Source organism: Arthrobacter nitrophenolicus (genome assembly GCF_045833485.1).
GTDB classification, from domain to species: domain Bacteria; phylum Actinomycetota; class Actinomycetes; order Actinomycetales; family Micrococcaceae; genus Arthrobacter; species Arthrobacter nitrophenolicus.
The window spans coordinates 3,936,225-3,951,137 of record NZ_CP174504.1 but is presented as its reverse complement, the minus strand read 5'-3'; the positions used below and the strand labels follow the sequence as shown (position 1 = coordinate 3,951,137).

Below are 14,913 nucleotides of genomic sequence, written 5' to 3'. Positions count from 1 at the left end.
AGGAACTGCGGAATGACCATAAGGGAGCCCGGCACCATGCACCACCCCGTTCAGGAAACGCGCACACTGACTGTGGTGCGGCAGGAAGTTTCGCTGGGAGCGGGGCGGGACCTGGAATTCGGGCTGGAGCTCCTGGCAAAGGCCAGGTCGGGACAGATCGGTCCGGCCCTTCGGCTTTACCGTCCCGCTCCCACCGTGGCGTTCGGCCAGCGGGACACCCGCCTGCCGGGGTTCGAAGCAGCGGCCCTTGCCTGCCGTGACAACGGCTTTGAACCGCTGGTCCGCCGGGCCGGCGGACGCGCAGCCGCCTACCATCAGGGCACCCTGGTGGTGGACCACATCGAGCCGGATGCCGATGCGATTGCCGGCTCCAAAACCCGCTTCGGGTACTTCGGGGAATTGTTCGCCCAGGCCCTGCAGTCCGTCGGTGTCCACGCCGCCGTGGGGGAAATCCCGGGGGAATACTGCCCGGGCGAGTTCAGCGTCCACGGGTCATACCCGGCCGATTCCTCCCGCCGGATCAAGCTCGTGGGCACCGCCCAGCGGGTCGTGGCGGGCGGCTGGCTCTTCAGCTCGGTGATCGTGGTGGAAAACTCCGCCCCGATCCGGAAAGTCCTGACGGACAGTTACGCGGCCCTGGGGCTTGAATGGGATCCGGCCACAGCGGGCGCCGTCGAAGACCTGGTGCCCGGTACCACCGTCCAGGCCGTTGAGGACGCGCTGCTGCAAACGTATGCGGGCCATGCCGCCCTGGAGTCCGCTTCCTTCAGCAGCCTGGGGGCATGACCCGCATCGAAAAGTGTGTGCGGCCGGCCGTGCCTATGCCGCCAGGCGCGCCTTGACCTCGGCTGCCGACGGGTTGGTTGCTGCCGAACCGTCCGGGAACAGGACCGTGGGAACGGTGCGGTTGCCGCCGTTCAGCTGCTCCACGAGTTCGGCGGTGCCATCCACTTCCTCGATGTTGATCTCCGTGTAGCCGATGCCCTGCGCATCCAGCTGCTTCTTCAGCCGGTTGCAGTAGCCGCACCAGGTGGTGGAGAACATGGTGATGGTGCCGGATTCGGGAGTGAAATCCACAGGGGTCTCCTCTGTGTCGATGTAGGGTTCCGTTCCTGTCAACGGTAGCGTGCCTGCGCCTATTCCCGTGCGCCCGCAGCTGCCGGACGGCCCGGATGACAGCAGATGTCGCCGATGGCATGCTGGAGCCATGTGTGGACGCTATGTGATGGCACGCGCCGTGGGGGGCCTCCTGGCGGAATTCGACGCCGAGCTGGAGGATGAGGTGAGCATTCCGCCGTCGTGGAATGTGGCGCCCACCGACGACGTCCCCATTGTCCTGGAACGGCTGGTGGATGACGGGCCGGAGCGCAGGCAGGTCCGGCAGCTGCATGTGGCCCGCTGGGGCCTTGTCCCTTCGTGGGCGAAGGACCCGGGAATCGGCTCGCGGATGATCAATGCCAGGAGCGAATCCGTGCTGGAGAAGCCCGCGTTCCGGAAGGCCGTCCAGTCGCGCCGCTGTGCAGTGCCGGCTTATCTGTAGTTGTCTGTCGGTCGTCCCCGGCAGGTGGGGCTGGAACTGTTGAAGACGCGTCCGTAAGAAGTCCTGACCTCAGTTTTTCGTCAAGCCCGTTGGCGTTCACACCTTTGTGGTCCAGTATTTGAACATAGCCAGAGGCTCCTGATGATTTGAGAAGAGCTTGTCGGCGTTAGTGGCATCCATGGGAGAAGACGATGGGCGGAATCGAAGGTCTCATGGAAGAGTCCAATGAGCGCTGGGCCTATGCTGCGAAAAGAGCTCAGGGGCTGAGTGACGACGGCCTTGGCGAGGCCGTGAAAACCTATTACACGCGGTATTTTCCAGCCGGGCTGGTATTACTCCTTGCGGCCGGGACGGTTGGCGGGATGCTGGCCTTCCCTGGCCTTCGAGGGGATTGGGCATCCTTCCTGGTGTTCGGGTTTTTCCTCGCAGCCGTCGGTGTTCTGATTGGGGGTCTTGTTTACAACTCGAAAAAAGTGGTGCCTGCGGCCAGATCTGGAAGGGTCGATGTGCTGCTTTCGCTGGAGGGCGAGGAAAGAAAGCAGATTCGTAGGGAGATAGCCGGGAAGACTGAGGTGGATCCGCAACACCTTGTAGTCTCGCGGGGTGCCGCGGTGCAACAGCGGAAGGGCCTGGCGACGCAACTCGTGATCCAGGCACCGTTATTTCCGCTTGTCTTTACTCCTCAGGCCGTGAACTTTGCGCTACGCGGTGACATCGTGGCCGCGTGGGTAATGACAGTCGGCGTTGTTGCCGCTGTGATTGCAGCGGGGTTGTTTGTCCGCGACTTCCGGCGTGCGGGCCGGTTCCTGGCACGCACTGCCAACCAGGTGAATCACGGAACATCTATCTGAGCCGGTTGGGTTACTTTCCTGCGGCGGCTGGTTCTATAAGCTCCGGCCCGTCATTGCGGACGTTGTTGACGCGGTTGCTGACAACACGTGGGACCAGGTGCGGTTCGGGCATGGAATCCAGTAAGGCCCTTACATCTGCCTCGGAGGTCGTGTCCGGGTCGAGCCAGCCCGAATACATCTCCGGAGGCACAATCAGCGGCGTGCGGTCGTGGATGTGGCCGAGGGCATCGGAGGCATCAGTGGTGATGACCGTGGCTGTCCGCAGCCATTTGTCGGGGTGGTCGTTGGGCAGGGAAGGATCGGGCCAGTTTTCAAAGAGGGCGGCGAAGGCAAGGATCTGGTTGTCCGCCCCGTGGAGGTATGTGGGGATCTTCCCGCCCTCAGGGGTTTTTTCCCACTCAAAGTATCCGTCGCCTGCGAGCAGTCCCCGTCTTGCCGATGCGGCTTTCCTGAAGGAGGGTTTTTCGGTAATGGTTTCCATTCTGGCGTTGATGAGTCTCGCACCGCCTTTGGGGTCCTTGGCCCAGGACGGAACCAGACCCCAGCGGGCGGTGACCAACTTTCTGGTCACGGGTGCGCCGTCTCCTGTGCTCCGGTCCAGAATCAGCGGGACGGTGTCTGTTGGAGCCACATTGTAGGAAGGCTGGAGTTCGTCGATGTAGGATTCCTCGACGTCGAAAGCCGCGAGAAGATCACCAACAGCTCTGCTCATGACGTATCTACCGCACATATGGCTATTATGCCCGCTGCTGCGGCCGCTGATCCTGTCCCATCGCCGCAACTGTCGTCCACATGCATTGATGGAAGGGGGACACGTTGGTCAGTCGGCGTCGTGCAAAGCAGGGTGGCGCCGCAGCCGCAGCAGTTCGCCATGGGCGGCTTCCAGAGCGGCCTTGAGTTCGGAGATCTCGGCCCGATGCCGGGCCCGTTCTTCTCGGAGGGCGATGGTGAGTGTGCGGACGATGCTGCTTGTGGAGGTTGCCGCGGCGGGCTCGCTGGGCGGCACTGCCGCCCGCATGCCGGCAGTGCGGCCGCGAAGGTCTTGGATGCGGTTACGCAGATCAGGCGTGCGGTAGAGAAAGTCCTTGGAAACGTGGCCCGCCGTCGCGACCGCCTCAAAGGTGATGGGTGTGCCGGCTTTCAGTAGTGCGCGTATGCCGGCGTCAGCGCGGTCGCGTGCTGCTTGGCGTTTTCGTAACGCGGCTTGGGCGAGTAGTTCCGGGTTGCCGCGGCTCATTACGACTCCTGCGGATCGTGTCGGTCGGCGTTGATTCGGGTTTGCTCTCCTGCGCCGCGGATTGGCTCGTGAGCGTCGTCCGATTGGGTCTTGATCGTTTCAACGATGGTCTTGAGTGCGCGCTGCTCGCGGCGGCGGAGGGTGAGCCATACGTGGTTTTCGCTCATCGGTTCTCCTGTGCGTTGCTGGTGCGCAGCCTGCCGGTTGTCGATGAGCTGGTCGAGAGCGACTGCCTCGCCTTCGTGGACGCCAAGGAATCGTTCGTCGGTGACGAACAGGTTGCAGGTGAGGCAGGCGTTGCCTTTGTCGCAGCTCTTGGCCGGGGGCAGTGTGCACCAGCCGTTTGGCAGCACGCGGTCGGTGCGTGAGTCCAGCGCCATCAGCTCATAGAGGTCCTCGCCTTCGATCGCTGATGCGGAGCCCGAGGTTGTGATCTTGCGGTAGCGGAGGAACTCGGCTTTCGCTGTCGCGTCGAGGGTCTGCGCGTAGTGCATCGTCATTTCGGGGCTTAGGTGGCCCATGTAGCGCTGGACGACGTGCAGGGGCACGCCTGCGTTGATCAGGCTTGTCGCTTTCGTGTGCCGGAACCGGTGCGTTTTGCCCAGGTCCAGCGGTGTTCCATCGGCTTCAGTCAACCCGGCGAGGGCAACGAGGTGATGCAGTTGTTGTCGGAAACGTCCGTCCTTGTAGGGGTGCTGGCCGCGAAGGTTGCCCTGAGCCTTCACAAACAAGTACTTCGGTGTCACCCCGGCTTCGAAGTTTTCGGTGAGCCAGCGGCGCTGCTCTGCAATGATGGCGGTGACTTCCTGGTCGACGAAGATCGTGTCCGGCGCGTCCACGATTTTCGTCTGCTGGTAGCGCAGCTTTGCGATGTTCCCGCCTTCAGGGGTGGGGCCCTCGACCGGGATGATCGGATCGAGGTCCAGCATGCAGATCTCATTGATCCGACGTCCGGTAGCCATCATCAGCAGCAGAATCCGCATCCCCTGCTCGTCCCCTAATCCACCGAGCGGGCGAGGGACGCCGAGCAAGTGGGCATGTGACGCCAGCGCCGACATGACCGTGTCGGTAAACAGGTGCCGTTCGTCGTAGCGGTTCTTGTGAACGCGCGGAATGTCTCCTGGCCGCCAGAACCTCAGATACTCAGGACCAATACCGGTCCACCGCTCATCACCGACCGCGGCCGCAGCCTCGGGTCCGAAATCGTTCATAAATGCGTAGAGGCCCCGGACTGCCGCGGTAATCTGGGCGACGCTCCCGATCGAGCGCGGTTTGCCGGTGTTCTTCCCGTGGCGTGTTTTTGCCTGACGGGTTTCGCTCAGGAACTCCAGCATCAACGGGCGCAGCCGGGCGGGGTCCGGCGTGAGTCGCGGACCCGGGAGATTTCGGGCTGCAGCAAATTCTCCGAAGGGAAGGAGCGCGTTGTGCCGGCCGTGCACGCTTGCCCAGGTCAGCTGGCCCGCCTCGAGTTGCGTCTTGACGTAGAACATCGCGCCCTGACGGAACCACGTGGGTTGGAGACGGTGCCAGTGGACCGCGACCTGCGAGAGCATCTCCTGGGGCCGCCGGGGGATTCGCTGGTCCATGGTCAGGTCCCAGATCTCTCGTTGCCACCACGGCCTTGTGTCGTAGGCGAACCAGAGAAGCTTGCTGACCCGGTCCAGCGGTGACAGGAATGTGCGCAGCGTGTTCGGATTAGGCAGCTGCTTCGTGCGCCGGACCCAGGTCGTAGCCAGTTCAGTGCGCCATACGGCCGGCGTGTAGTTCATCAGGCTCTCGAACGGCTGGCCGGCCCGCTGCAGCCGTTTCGACGTCGCGGAGAGCTCCCGCAGGAGTAATCCCAACGGCGCGCAGGGCACTCGCCCGCCGAGCTCGACAATGCGCCAGATCGCGAACATCAGCTCGTTCTGCATCGTGGTGGGCAGGCCGTCGAGGTGAATGTTGCCGATCTTGTCGTGATAAAAACCGAATGAGCTTAGATGCTCGGCCGGGATCGAGTCCCGCGTGTAGTGCAGCAGACGAAGGCCCTCGGGGACTGCGCTGAGCAGTTCCTCGTTCCGTGCCGCAGTGAAGCCAGGTGCTCCGCTGGCATGCAGGATCCCGACCATGTCTGCGTCAGATGTCCGCATGCCCGTCCCTCCATTGTTTTGTCACGGCGGACCAATCGGCCAGTGCCCGCAATTCTTCGTCCTCGGTCACCCAGGCGTAGGTGTTCAGGGTTGTCTGGACGTCTGCGTGACCGAGTCGCCGACTGACCACATGAATTGGTCGGCCAGAGAGAAGCAGGGCCGTGGCATGGGTGTGACGGAACCAGTGCGGCGACCAATGCGCCGGCACAAGGTCACCGAGCACCCGTTTTATCCGGGCGATCAGCTTGTAAATCGTTTCCGGGCGAATTGGTGCGAAGTGCTTTCCGCCGGCGACGTTTACGAAGACGTATGAGCCGTCGATGTCCTCGACTGCCAGGTCCAGGCCTGCCTCGCAGAGGTGCCAGACGTACTCGGCGTAGAGGCGGTCCAGTTCGTCGGAGATGTAGAGCTTGCGGTAATTTCCGCCCTTCACCCGCGCCCCGTGCGGATGGGGGCGCGGGATCACCTCGATGTACGGATTCTCGCCGCCGCCCGAGTGCCAGTCCCGGTGCTGCAATGAAAGCGCTTCGCCAAGCCGCAACCCTGTCTCCTCAAGCAAAGAGAAGAACAGCCGGTCCCTGATCGATCCTGACCAGGACCTCGTGCCGGGGTCCCAGTGCGCGCAGGCTTGTTTGATGGAGTCGATCTGCGCGGGCGTCAAGGTTGGTGCCGCCCGCCGTCGCCGGTGGACCTTTACTGATACAGACGCCGCACGTGACCCGCGTCGGATGTGAGTCAGGAACGGCAAGTACGGCGAGTTCGATTCCCGACCCAGGAACAATGCCGGAATTCCCTCGAGGCCGCGCCACTGCTGGAACACATAGAACGACCGAACCGCCTGCAGCCTCTGGGCCGCCGTTGCATCAGCGATCCGCTCCGGTACGGCGGACAAAGACGATACTCCTGGCGGAAGCCCGGACCGCATCCAGCCAAGGAATCCGGTGAAATCTTCGACACCGAACACGTCCCAGCTCTGGCCACGAAGCTCGAGGAACTCCCACCACAAGGCCAACCCTCGCGCATAAGCCTTCACTGTGTTCGGGGAGGCGTCGGTCTGCCGCAAAAACTCAAGGTACGACTCGATCTCCCTGGCTGGCAGTAGATCAGCACCCAGGACAGTCCAAGTGGGCTCCTCGCCCTCCAACCGTATGCTTTGCACCCTCATCGCACGGCTCCTTCGCCAAGCCCATCGTCCACCCGGCAGACTCGCGGACCTCGCAACGACACGAAAGACGGCCTCAGCGTCAAAGACGCGTACCGGGTAATGCCGACTTGAACACTTTCCAGAAGGCAAAGCGTGACTGTTGAAGACGTTAAAGACCGGGGGATTTGAGTACCGGATAACCCGGCGGACGGCTACTACGAATGGAAGCAGGGCCCGGGGAAGGCCAAGCAGCCCTACTACGTGCATCCCGGGGAAAACAGGGGGCTGGTCTTTGCCGGCCTCTACGAATGGTGGCGGGACCCCTCCGTGCCGGCCGGCGAGCCGGGGCAGTGGATGCTTTCCACTTCCATCCTGACAACTGACACACCGCCGCCGGGATCAGAGTCGACAGTGTTCGGGAAGCTGACAGCGCTGCACGACCGGGTTCCGCTGCCCATGGACAAGGCCACCATGCAGGCCTGGCTGGACCCGGAAGCTGATGATGCGGCCGGGCTGGTGGATCTGGTGCGGTCCGGCGTCAAGGATGTTGCTGCGGACTGGCTCGTGGAGTCCGTGGGCAAGGAAGTGGGCAACGTGCGCAACAACGGCCCGGATCTGATCCGGCCCGTGGAGGCACTGTTCTAGCAGGCCCGCCCTGCCGGGGGACCGGTCAAACGGTGACTGTGCCGGCGTCGTCCACTGCCCAGGTGGGGTTGTACGCCACTTCCCAGCGGAATCCGTCCGGGTCGGCAAAATAGCCGCTGTAGCCGCCCCACGGCTGGGTCACCGGTTCGGCGACGACGGCGGCGCCCGCTGCTGCCGCCTCGGCCATCACCTGGTCCACTTCCTCCGTGCTGCCAAGGTTGTGGCTCAGGGTGATGCTGGGGACCGGGCCGGGGGCGCTGACGCCGGCTTCCGCCTGCATCTGGCCCGCGTCCCAGAGTGAGAGCACCAGGCCATGGTTGACCTGGATGAACACCACGTCCCCGGGAACCTCCTTGTGGACCGGCCAGCCCAGGCCATCCACGTAGAACGCCCTGGACGCTGGAACGCTGCGGACGCCCAATGAAATGAAGTCGACTCTTGGCTGCATGCTTCGATACTGTCAGACGATGGCAACTATTCAAGGAAACGATCGGGACGCTTTGGCCGATAAGGAACAGCTCGCTGCCGTCCGGGTTGCTGTGGATGAGGTGGATGACCAGATTGTCACCCTCATCGCCCGCCGCGAACGGCTGATCCGCATCGCCGGCACCCTGAAGGGCGACGACGCGGAGGTCCGTGCGCCCGACCGCGTGGAACGGATCATCGAACACGTCCGCTCGGCGGCTGAGAAGAAGGACATTGACCCGGACATCGTGGAATCCACGTACCGGGCCATGATCTCGGGCTTTATTGAACTCGAGATGCGGGTCCACAAAGAATCCAGCTGACCGCCCGCGCCAGGGCAAAAAAAGTCCGGGCAAGAAAAACCCCGGGCAACAAAAAGAGGAAGCCTTACAGGGCTTCCTCTACCGGGACGCCGTGCTGGAACTCCCGGCCGTCCGCCTCGCTGAAGGCGGAGATGACATGCCCCTGGCCGAGTCCATTGATGGCGGCCTTGGGGAAATGCCCGGTGATGGTGCTGTCGGAGTGGGTTACGCCGGACAGGTCATAGTTCTCCTCGACCCCCTGTTCGCGGTTGAACGAGTAGAAGGCAATGGCCTCCCCGTTCATGAACTCGATGCACAGCCGCCGCTGCGACGAATAATCCGGGGTGGCACCGACCAGTCCCACCACGTATGCGCCGGATCCGGGAATAGTGCCGTCGATATCGAAGGTGGCCACGAGGGTGGAGTCCTGTGCTTTGAGGCTTGCCTGCTTGAGGAGTGCGTCTTGGGTATCCATGGCTCCATCCTGCTCCCTGCTTTACGCTCCGTCCACCCCCTTGTCCGGTAACGGCGGGGAAGCCCTGCTGCCCATTTCTATGCATCAGGCTGAACCCGGCGTAGACTTGAACTGTTCGAACACATATTCGAATAGGGTCAGGTTATTCCGGGAGGCGGCATGGGCATGTTCAGCGAATCCGTTGATGTCCTGTGCTCGCCGGAAGGCCAGCCTGTAAGCCTTACCTGGGGCGGCCGGTCCTACGATGTCTGCGCCGAACCAATGCGCTGGTATGAGCGGCGGCAGTGGTGGGCAGAGGACAGCAGGGCACCCCTGGGGAGCGGCCCCGGGATAGTGGACCATGAAATCTGGCGGGTGCAGGTATTGCCTGCCCCGGACGGCGCCGCCGGCAGCAATGCCACCGAAGAACCGCTGACCCTTGACCTTTCCCGCCATATCCGCAGTGGCCGCTGGCGGCTCCTGCGGATCCATGATGCCCTCCGGCCCAGAACAGCATGAGCTTCACGCACCTTCACGTCTCCACCGCCTTCAGCGCCCACTATGGGGTTTCCTGGCCGGATGAACTGGCGCAGGCCGCCGCAGCGGACGGTGCCACTGCCCTTGCCTGCACCGACCGGGACGGCTTGTACGGAACCATCAAGCACCTCAAGGCCTGTATGGCTGCAGGCCTTGATCCCATCGTGGGAGTAGACCTTGCGGTCCTTGACGACGACGGCGACCACCGCACCCAGGTGGCAGGCAGGGTGGTTGTCCTTGCCCGCGGGCACAACAACGGCGCGGGCTACCGTGCCTTGTGCCGCCTGATCTCAGACGCCCATGCCCGGACAACGGGAAAAGCCGGGGGAGCGGTGCCCGTGGCCTTGACACGTGCAGAACTTGCCTCCCGGACACTTGATCCGCACACCCTCAAGCCGGTACTGACTGTCCTGATCGGCCCGGATTCGGATGTCGGCCGGGCGATGGGAGGCCGGCGTTATCTCCGCCCGCGCACCCTCTTCAAACAATGGCTGGATGCCATGCCGGGCGGGACTGTGGTGGCTGAGATCGTCTCCCAGCTCAGCGCCCCGGGGTCACCATTGAGCACTGCCCACGCAGTCCGCATGCTCCGGCTCGCCGAGGAACACCACGTGCCGGCGATCCTGACCAACGCTGTCCGGTACTGCGCTGCGGACGGCGCCCCCACGGCTGACGTTCTGGATTCGGCCAGGACCCTGAAATCGCTGCCGGAGCTCGCCAGCGAACCGCTGCTCCAACCCACCGGCCAGGGCTGGCTGAAGTCGGCTGACCAGATGCTCCTGCTCGGCAAGGAAATCATCGCTGCGGCAGGATACGGTGCCGCTGACCTGAAACAGCTGATGACGCAGACCGAGGCGCTCGCGGACCTGTGCCGGATTGATCCTGCCTCAGACATGGGGTGGAAACAGCCCGTGGTGCCGGAGGCCGCCGTGCTGGGAATCAGCCAGGAACCGCACCAGGAACTCGTGGAGCGTTGCAACGCAGGGATAGGCAGGCGCTTTCCAGGCATTAGCGGGGCTGCAGAAAAATCCATGGTTTCCCGGCTGGAGCATGAACTGGGCATCATCCGGAACCTCGGATTTTCCTCCTACTTCCTGACAGTGGCCGAAGTGTCCAGGATGATCCAGGACATGGGCGTCCGGGCTGCGGCCCGCGGATCCGGCGCTTCCAGCCTTGTGAATTACCTCATCGACGTCAGCCACGTGAACCCCCTCCAGCATGACCTGATCTTCGAGCGCTTCCTCTCCCAGGACCGGGCCACCCTTCCGGACATCGACATCGACGTAGAAAGTGCCGAGCGCCACAACGTCTACCGGCGGATTTTCGAGCGGTTCGGTTCCGAGCGCGTCACGCTGATGAGCATGCAGAACGGCTACCGGGCCAGGGGAGCGGTACGCGACGCCGGCATGGCCCTTGGCATGGATGACGGCGAAGTGGGGGAGATCGCCAAGCAGCTGTGGCGCTTCTCAGCCCGCAAGTTCCGTGAAGCGCTGCAGGAAAAACCCGAACTCCGGGAGTTTGCCGGAAGGGTTGAGCAGCGCGACGCCGACGGCAACCAACAGCTGGATCTGCTGGTGGACCTGACCGAACGCCTTGACCGGCTGCCCCGCCATATCTCCATGCATCCCTGTGGCGTGATCCTCGGCGACGCAACCCTCCTGGACCGCACCCCGGTCCAGCCGAGCGGGCTGGGGCTGCCCATGAGCCAGTTCGACAAGCACGACATGGACCCCATGGGCATGCTTAAGCTCGATGTCCTGGGGGTCCGGATGCAAAGCGCCATGGCCTTCGCGGTCCGGGAAATCATCCGGATCCATCCGTCAAAGGATGAGGTTGTTGCTGCCGGCCGGCACTCGGCCGGGTCGGATGGTTCGGGGCCGGACTATATTGCGGACAACGGCCATATCGACCTCAATGCGGTGCCGCTCGATGACGAGCCCACCTATGAACTGATCCGAAGCACCCACACCCTGGGCTGCTTCCAGATCGAATCACCGGGCCAGCGCGAGCTGATCGGCAAGATGGCCCCACGGGAGTTCAACGACCTCATCATCGATATTTCACTTTTCCGCCCCGGGCCCATGAAGTCGGATATGGTGCGGCCCTTCCTTGAACACCGGCACGGGTTTGCCCCGGAGGTCTACCCCCACCCCGACCTGAAACCGGTGCTGGCGGAAACCCACGGTGTGACCGTGTTCCACGAGCAGATCCTGAGGACGTTCGACGTCATGACCGGTTGCGGCCTGGCCAAAGCGGACGAGTTCCGCAGGGCCCTGAGCAGCGAAGAGGGCGAAGCAGGCGTTGAAGAGTATTTCCGGAGGAAGGCAAAAGCGAAGGGGTATTCAGCCGACGTCGTGGACAAGGTTTGGGACACCCTTAAGTCCTTTGCCAGTTTCGGTTTCTGCAAAGCCCACGGTGCTGCCTTCGCTGTGCCCACCTACCAGTCAGCATGGCTGAAAACCCACCATCCCGAGGCATTCCTTGCCGGGCTGTGGGAGCACGATCCCGGCATGTACCCCAAACGGCTGCTGGTTGCCGAGGCGAGAAGGCTGGGTATCCCGATCCTTCCGCTGGATATCAACCTCAGCAAAGCCGAGTATCGGGTTGAACGGATCCAGTCCGGCCCTGACGCCGGAAAACTCGGCATCCGCCTGAGCCTTAACGGTATCTACGGGCTCTCCACAACAGAGTTGAAGAGAATCATTGGCGGACAGCCCTACGAATCGCTGGCCGACCTCCGCGCAAGGTCGAAAATCAGCAAACCAAACATCAAAAGGCTCGCTCAGCTGGGGGCCTTCGATTCGCTGCACCGGGAAGCGGGAGGTACAGCCAACCGGGCCGACCTGGTGCACCATCTGCAGAAGCTCCAGGCGTCCGGCGGCAGCAGGAAAGGCGTCGAGGTCCTGGAGGGACAGCTATCACTTCCCCTGGGGGATGTTGAACTGCGGAATATCACCCCGGAACTGCCGGCCCCAACCCTGGTGGAAAACGTCCGGGCAGAGCTTGACCTGATGGCAGTGGACGTCAGCACCCACCTGATGGACAGCCACCGGCCCCTGCTGGACAGGCTGGGCGTCACCACCGCAGACAAACTGCTGGGACTGCGGAACGGCACCGAGGTCCTGGTGGCCGGGGTGCGGGTGGCCACCCAGACCCCACCCATGCGGGGCGGCAGGCGGGTGGTGTTCATCAGCATCGACGACGGCACGGGCTGTGTCGACTCTGTCTTCTTCCACGAGGCCCAGGAAAAAGCCGGGATGCTCCTGTTCGGCACCAGGCTGCTCCTCATTAGGGGCACCACCCGGCGGACCGGTCCCCGGGGAATCAGCCTGAGTGCCAGCATGGCCTGGGACCTCAGCCGGACCGAAACCCTGCCGTTCCCGGATCCGGCAGCCCGGGAGCAGGACGTGCCCCATCCGCTGGACGGGATCAGCAGAAGCCTTGCCATTACCGGATTCAACGGCTGACCCTGCCGTGCGCCGCGTTGGTCGGCCTATCACCGAACAGATAGCATTGACGATGGCTGGCTGTGGTCCCCGTACGCCACAAGCTATGAAGCCTGAACTTTGAATAGGAGACACCCGTGTCAGATGCCCAGCAGATCACCCTCGTCGTCGATGGCGAAGAGACCAAGGTGACTACCGGGACAACCGGTGCGGAACTCTTCTTTGAGCGCCGCGATGTAGTTGTGGCCCGCGTCAACGGCGAACTGAAGGACCTGGACCAGGAACTTCCCGAGGGCGCCGACGTCGAAGGCGTCACCATTGATTCCCCCGACGGGCTGAACGTGCTCCGCCACTCCACCGCCCACGTCATGGCGCAGGCAGTGCAGCAGCTGCGGCCGGACGCCAAGCTGGGAATCGGCCCCTACATCACCGACGGCTTCTACTTCGACTTCGATGTCGCAGAGCCGTTCACCCCCGAGGACCTCAAGACCCTCGAGAAGATGATGCAGAAAATCATCAACCAGAACCAGAAGTTCGTCCGCCGCGTGGTCAGCGAGGACGATGCCCGCGAGGCCATGAAGAACGAGCCCTACAAGCTTGAGCTGCTGGGCAAGAAGAACGACGCCGCCGAGGCAGGTGAAGGCGTGAACGTCGAGGTGGGCGCCGGTGACATCACCATCTACGACAACGTGGAGCGCAAGGACGGCACCACCGTCTGGTGCGACCTCTGCCGCGGGCCGCACCTGCCCAACACCAAGCTCATCTCCAACGCCTTTGCCCTGACGCGGTCGTCTTCCGCCTACTGGCTGGGCAACCAGAAGAACCAGCAGCTGCAGCGCATCTACGGCACCGCCTGGCCCACCAAGGACGCGCTCAAGGCGTACCAGGAGCGGCTCGCCGAGGCGGAACGCCGTGACCACCGCAAGCTCGGCTCGGAACTGGACCTCTTCTCCTTCCCGGACGAACTGGGCTCCGGTCTGCCTGTCTTCCACCCCAAGGGCGGCATCATCCGCAAGGAAATGGAGGACTACTCACGCCAGCGCCACGTCGAGGCAGGCTACGAGTTCGTCTACACGCCGCACATCACCAAAGGCCACCTCTATGAGGTTTCCGGCCACCTCGACTGGTACAAGGACGGCATGTTCCCGGCCATGCAGGTGGACGCCGAACTGAACGAGGACGGCACGGTGCGCAAGCCGGCCCAGGACTACTACCTGAAGCCGATGAACTGCCCCATGCACAACCTGATCTTCAGGTCCCGCGGCCGCTCCTACCGGGAACTGCCCCTGCGCTTGTTCGAATTCGGCTCCGTCTACCGTTACGAGAAGTCCGGCGTGGTCCACGGTCTCACCCGGGTCCGGGGCATGACACAGGACGACGCCCACATCTACTGCACCCGCGAGCAGATGAAGGACGAGCTCACCAAGACCCTGACGTTCGTCCTGGACCTGCTCAAGGACTACGGCCTGAACGACTTCTACCTGGAGCTCTCCACCAAGGACCCGGAAAAGTACGTCGGTGAAGACGCCGCCTGGGAGGAAGCCACCAGGACCCTCGCCGAGGTTGCGCAGGAGTCGGGGCTGGAACTCGTTCCGGATCCGGGCGGAGCAGCCTTCTACGGTCCCAAGATTTCCGTGCAGGCGAAGGATGCCCTGGGCCGCACCTGGCAGATGTCCACCATCCAGCTGGACTTTAACCTGCCCGAACGCTTCGAACTGGAGTTCCAGGCAGCGGACGGCAGCCGGCAGCGGCCCGTGATGATCCACCGCGCCCTCTTCGGCTCCGTGGAGCGGTTCATGGGCGTGCTCACCGAACACTACGCCGGCGCCTTCCCCGCCTGGCTTGCGCCCGTCCAGGTGGTCGGCATTCCGGTTGCGGAAGCCTTCAACGAGTACATGTTCGACGTCGTCGACCAGCTTAAGGCGGCGGGCATCCGCGCCGAGGTGGACACGTCGTCGGACCGCTTCCCGAAGAAGATCCGCACCGCCAGCAAGGACAAGATCCCGTTCGTGCTGATCGCCGGCGGGGACGACGCCGAGGCAGGTGCCGTGTCCTTCCGCTTCCGCGACGGAAGCCAGGACAACGGCGTGCCGGTGGCCGAGGCGGTCAAGCGGATCACGGAAGCCGTCCGTAACCGGACCAGCTAGCGGAACGGAACCAGCA

13 protein-coding genes and 2 pseudogenes are annotated in these 14,913 nt (G+C 63.4%); 8 read left to right on the top strand and 7 right to left on the bottom strand.

Annotation, left to right across the window (positions count from 1 at the left end; all coding sequences use genetic code 11):
- The first annotated feature begins 12 nt into the window (after positions 1-12).
- Entirely contained in the window at positions 13-786 is a 774-nt protein-coding gene (locus ACJJV6_RS18235) for a biotin/lipoate A/B protein ligase family protein (protein WP_407709498.1), read from the top strand.
- Between the two features lie 33 nt (positions 787-819).
- On the opposite strand, the gene ACJJV6_RS18230 is transcribed toward ACJJV6_RS18235, so the two are convergent.
- On the bottom strand, positions 820-1,077 hold the full coding sequence (locus ACJJV6_RS18230) for a mycoredoxin (RefSeq protein ID WP_009357459.1): 258 nt from the start codon (positions 1,075-1,077) through the stop codon (positions 820-822).
- Positions 1,078-1,207: 130 nt separating this feature from the next.
- Here ACJJV6_RS18230 and ACJJV6_RS18225 point away from each other — a divergent pair.
- A pseudogene (locus ACJJV6_RS18225) lies at positions 1,208-1,531 on the top strand (SOS response-associated peptidase); the annotation flags it as partial.
- A gap of 200 nt (positions 1,532-1,731) precedes the next feature.
- On the top strand, positions 1,732-2,391 hold the full coding sequence (locus ACJJV6_RS18220) for a hypothetical protein (RefSeq protein WP_407709497.1): 660 nt from the start codon (positions 1,732-1,734) through the stop codon (positions 2,389-2,391).
- A gap of 10 nt (positions 2,392-2,401) precedes the next feature.
- Here ACJJV6_RS18220 and ACJJV6_RS18215 read toward each other — a convergent pair whose 3' ends face one another.
- From ACJJV6_RS18215 to ACJJV6_RS18200, 4 genes are all read right to left on the bottom strand, one after another.
- Positions 2,402-3,121 (bottom strand): SOS response-associated peptidase, encoded by a 720-nt coding sequence (locus tag ACJJV6_RS18215; protein WP_407710520.1) that lies wholly within the window; start codon positions 3,119-3,121, stop codon positions 2,402-2,404.
- Between the two features lie 90 nt (positions 3,122-3,211).
- The gene (locus ACJJV6_RS18210; RefSeq protein WP_407709496.1) at positions 3,212-3,628 is read right to left on the bottom strand and encodes a DUF6262 family protein; all 417 of its coding nucleotides are present in this window, start codon (positions 3,626-3,628) and stop codon (positions 3,212-3,214) included.
- The gene (locus tag ACJJV6_RS18205; protein ID WP_407709495.1) at positions 3,628-5,757 is read right to left on the bottom strand and encodes a tyrosine-type recombinase/integrase; all 2,130 of its coding nucleotides are present in this window, start codon (positions 5,755-5,757) and stop codon (positions 3,628-3,630) included. Before ACJJV6_RS18205 ends, ACJJV6_RS18210 begins: the two co-directional genes overlap by 1 nt.
- Positions 5,744-6,922, bottom strand: coding sequence for a tyrosine-type recombinase/integrase (locus ACJJV6_RS18200; RefSeq protein WP_407709494.1), 1,179 nt, complete (start codon positions 6,920-6,922; stop codon positions 5,744-5,746). The genes ACJJV6_RS18205 and ACJJV6_RS18200 overlap by 14 nt, the downstream gene beginning before the upstream one ends.
- A gap of 180 nt (positions 6,923-7,102) precedes the next feature.
- On the opposite strand from ACJJV6_RS18200, the pseudogene ACJJV6_RS18195 reads away from it, so the two are divergent.
- Positions 7,103-7,546 (top strand): annotated as a pseudogene (locus tag ACJJV6_RS18195) (SOS response-associated peptidase); the annotation flags it as partial.
- Positions 7,547-7,571: 25 nt separating this feature from the next.
- On the opposite strand, the gene ACJJV6_RS18190 reads toward ACJJV6_RS18195, so the two are convergent.
- Positions 7,572-7,994, bottom strand: a complete 423-nt coding sequence (locus ACJJV6_RS18190; RefSeq protein ID WP_035752358.1) for a VOC family protein — start codon at positions 7,992-7,994, stop codon at positions 7,572-7,574.
- Positions 7,995-8,013: 19 nt separating this feature from the next.
- Here ACJJV6_RS18190 and ACJJV6_RS18185 point away from each other — a divergent pair, with 19 nt between their 5' ends.
- Positions 8,014-8,334, top strand: a complete 321-nt coding sequence (locus ACJJV6_RS18185; protein WP_133347260.1) for a chorismate mutase — start codon at positions 8,014-8,016, stop codon at positions 8,332-8,334.
- A gap of 64 nt (positions 8,335-8,398) precedes the next feature.
- On the opposite strand, the gene ACJJV6_RS18180 is transcribed toward ACJJV6_RS18185, so the two are convergent.
- Positions 8,399-8,788: a hypothetical protein gene (locus tag ACJJV6_RS18180; RefSeq protein ID WP_354176001.1), complete on the bottom strand. Its 390-nt coding sequence runs from the start codon at positions 8,786-8,788 to the stop codon at positions 8,399-8,401.
- Between the two features lie 159 nt (positions 8,789-8,947).
- Between ACJJV6_RS18180 and ACJJV6_RS18175 the strand changes: the two genes are divergently transcribed.
- The 3 genes from ACJJV6_RS18175 (at position 8,948) to thrS (ending at position 14,897) form a co-directional block, all read left to right on the top strand.
- On the top strand, positions 8,948-9,286 hold the full coding sequence (locus ACJJV6_RS18175; protein ID WP_009357455.1) for a DUF6504 family protein: 339 nt from the start codon (positions 8,948-8,950) through the stop codon (positions 9,284-9,286).
- Positions 9,283-12,771: a DNA polymerase III subunit alpha gene (locus ACJJV6_RS18170; RefSeq protein WP_009357454.1), complete on the top strand. Its 3,489-nt coding sequence runs from the start codon at positions 9,283-9,285 to the stop codon at positions 12,769-12,771. Before ACJJV6_RS18175 ends, ACJJV6_RS18170 begins: the two co-directional genes overlap by 4 nt.
- A 116-nt stretch (positions 12,772-12,887) precedes the next feature.
- A complete protein-coding gene (gene thrS / locus ACJJV6_RS18165; protein WP_009357453.1) occupies positions 12,888-14,897 on the top strand; it encodes a threonine--tRNA ligase in 2,010 nt (669 codons plus the stop codon).
- Positions 14,898-14,913 lie beyond the last annotated feature (16 nt).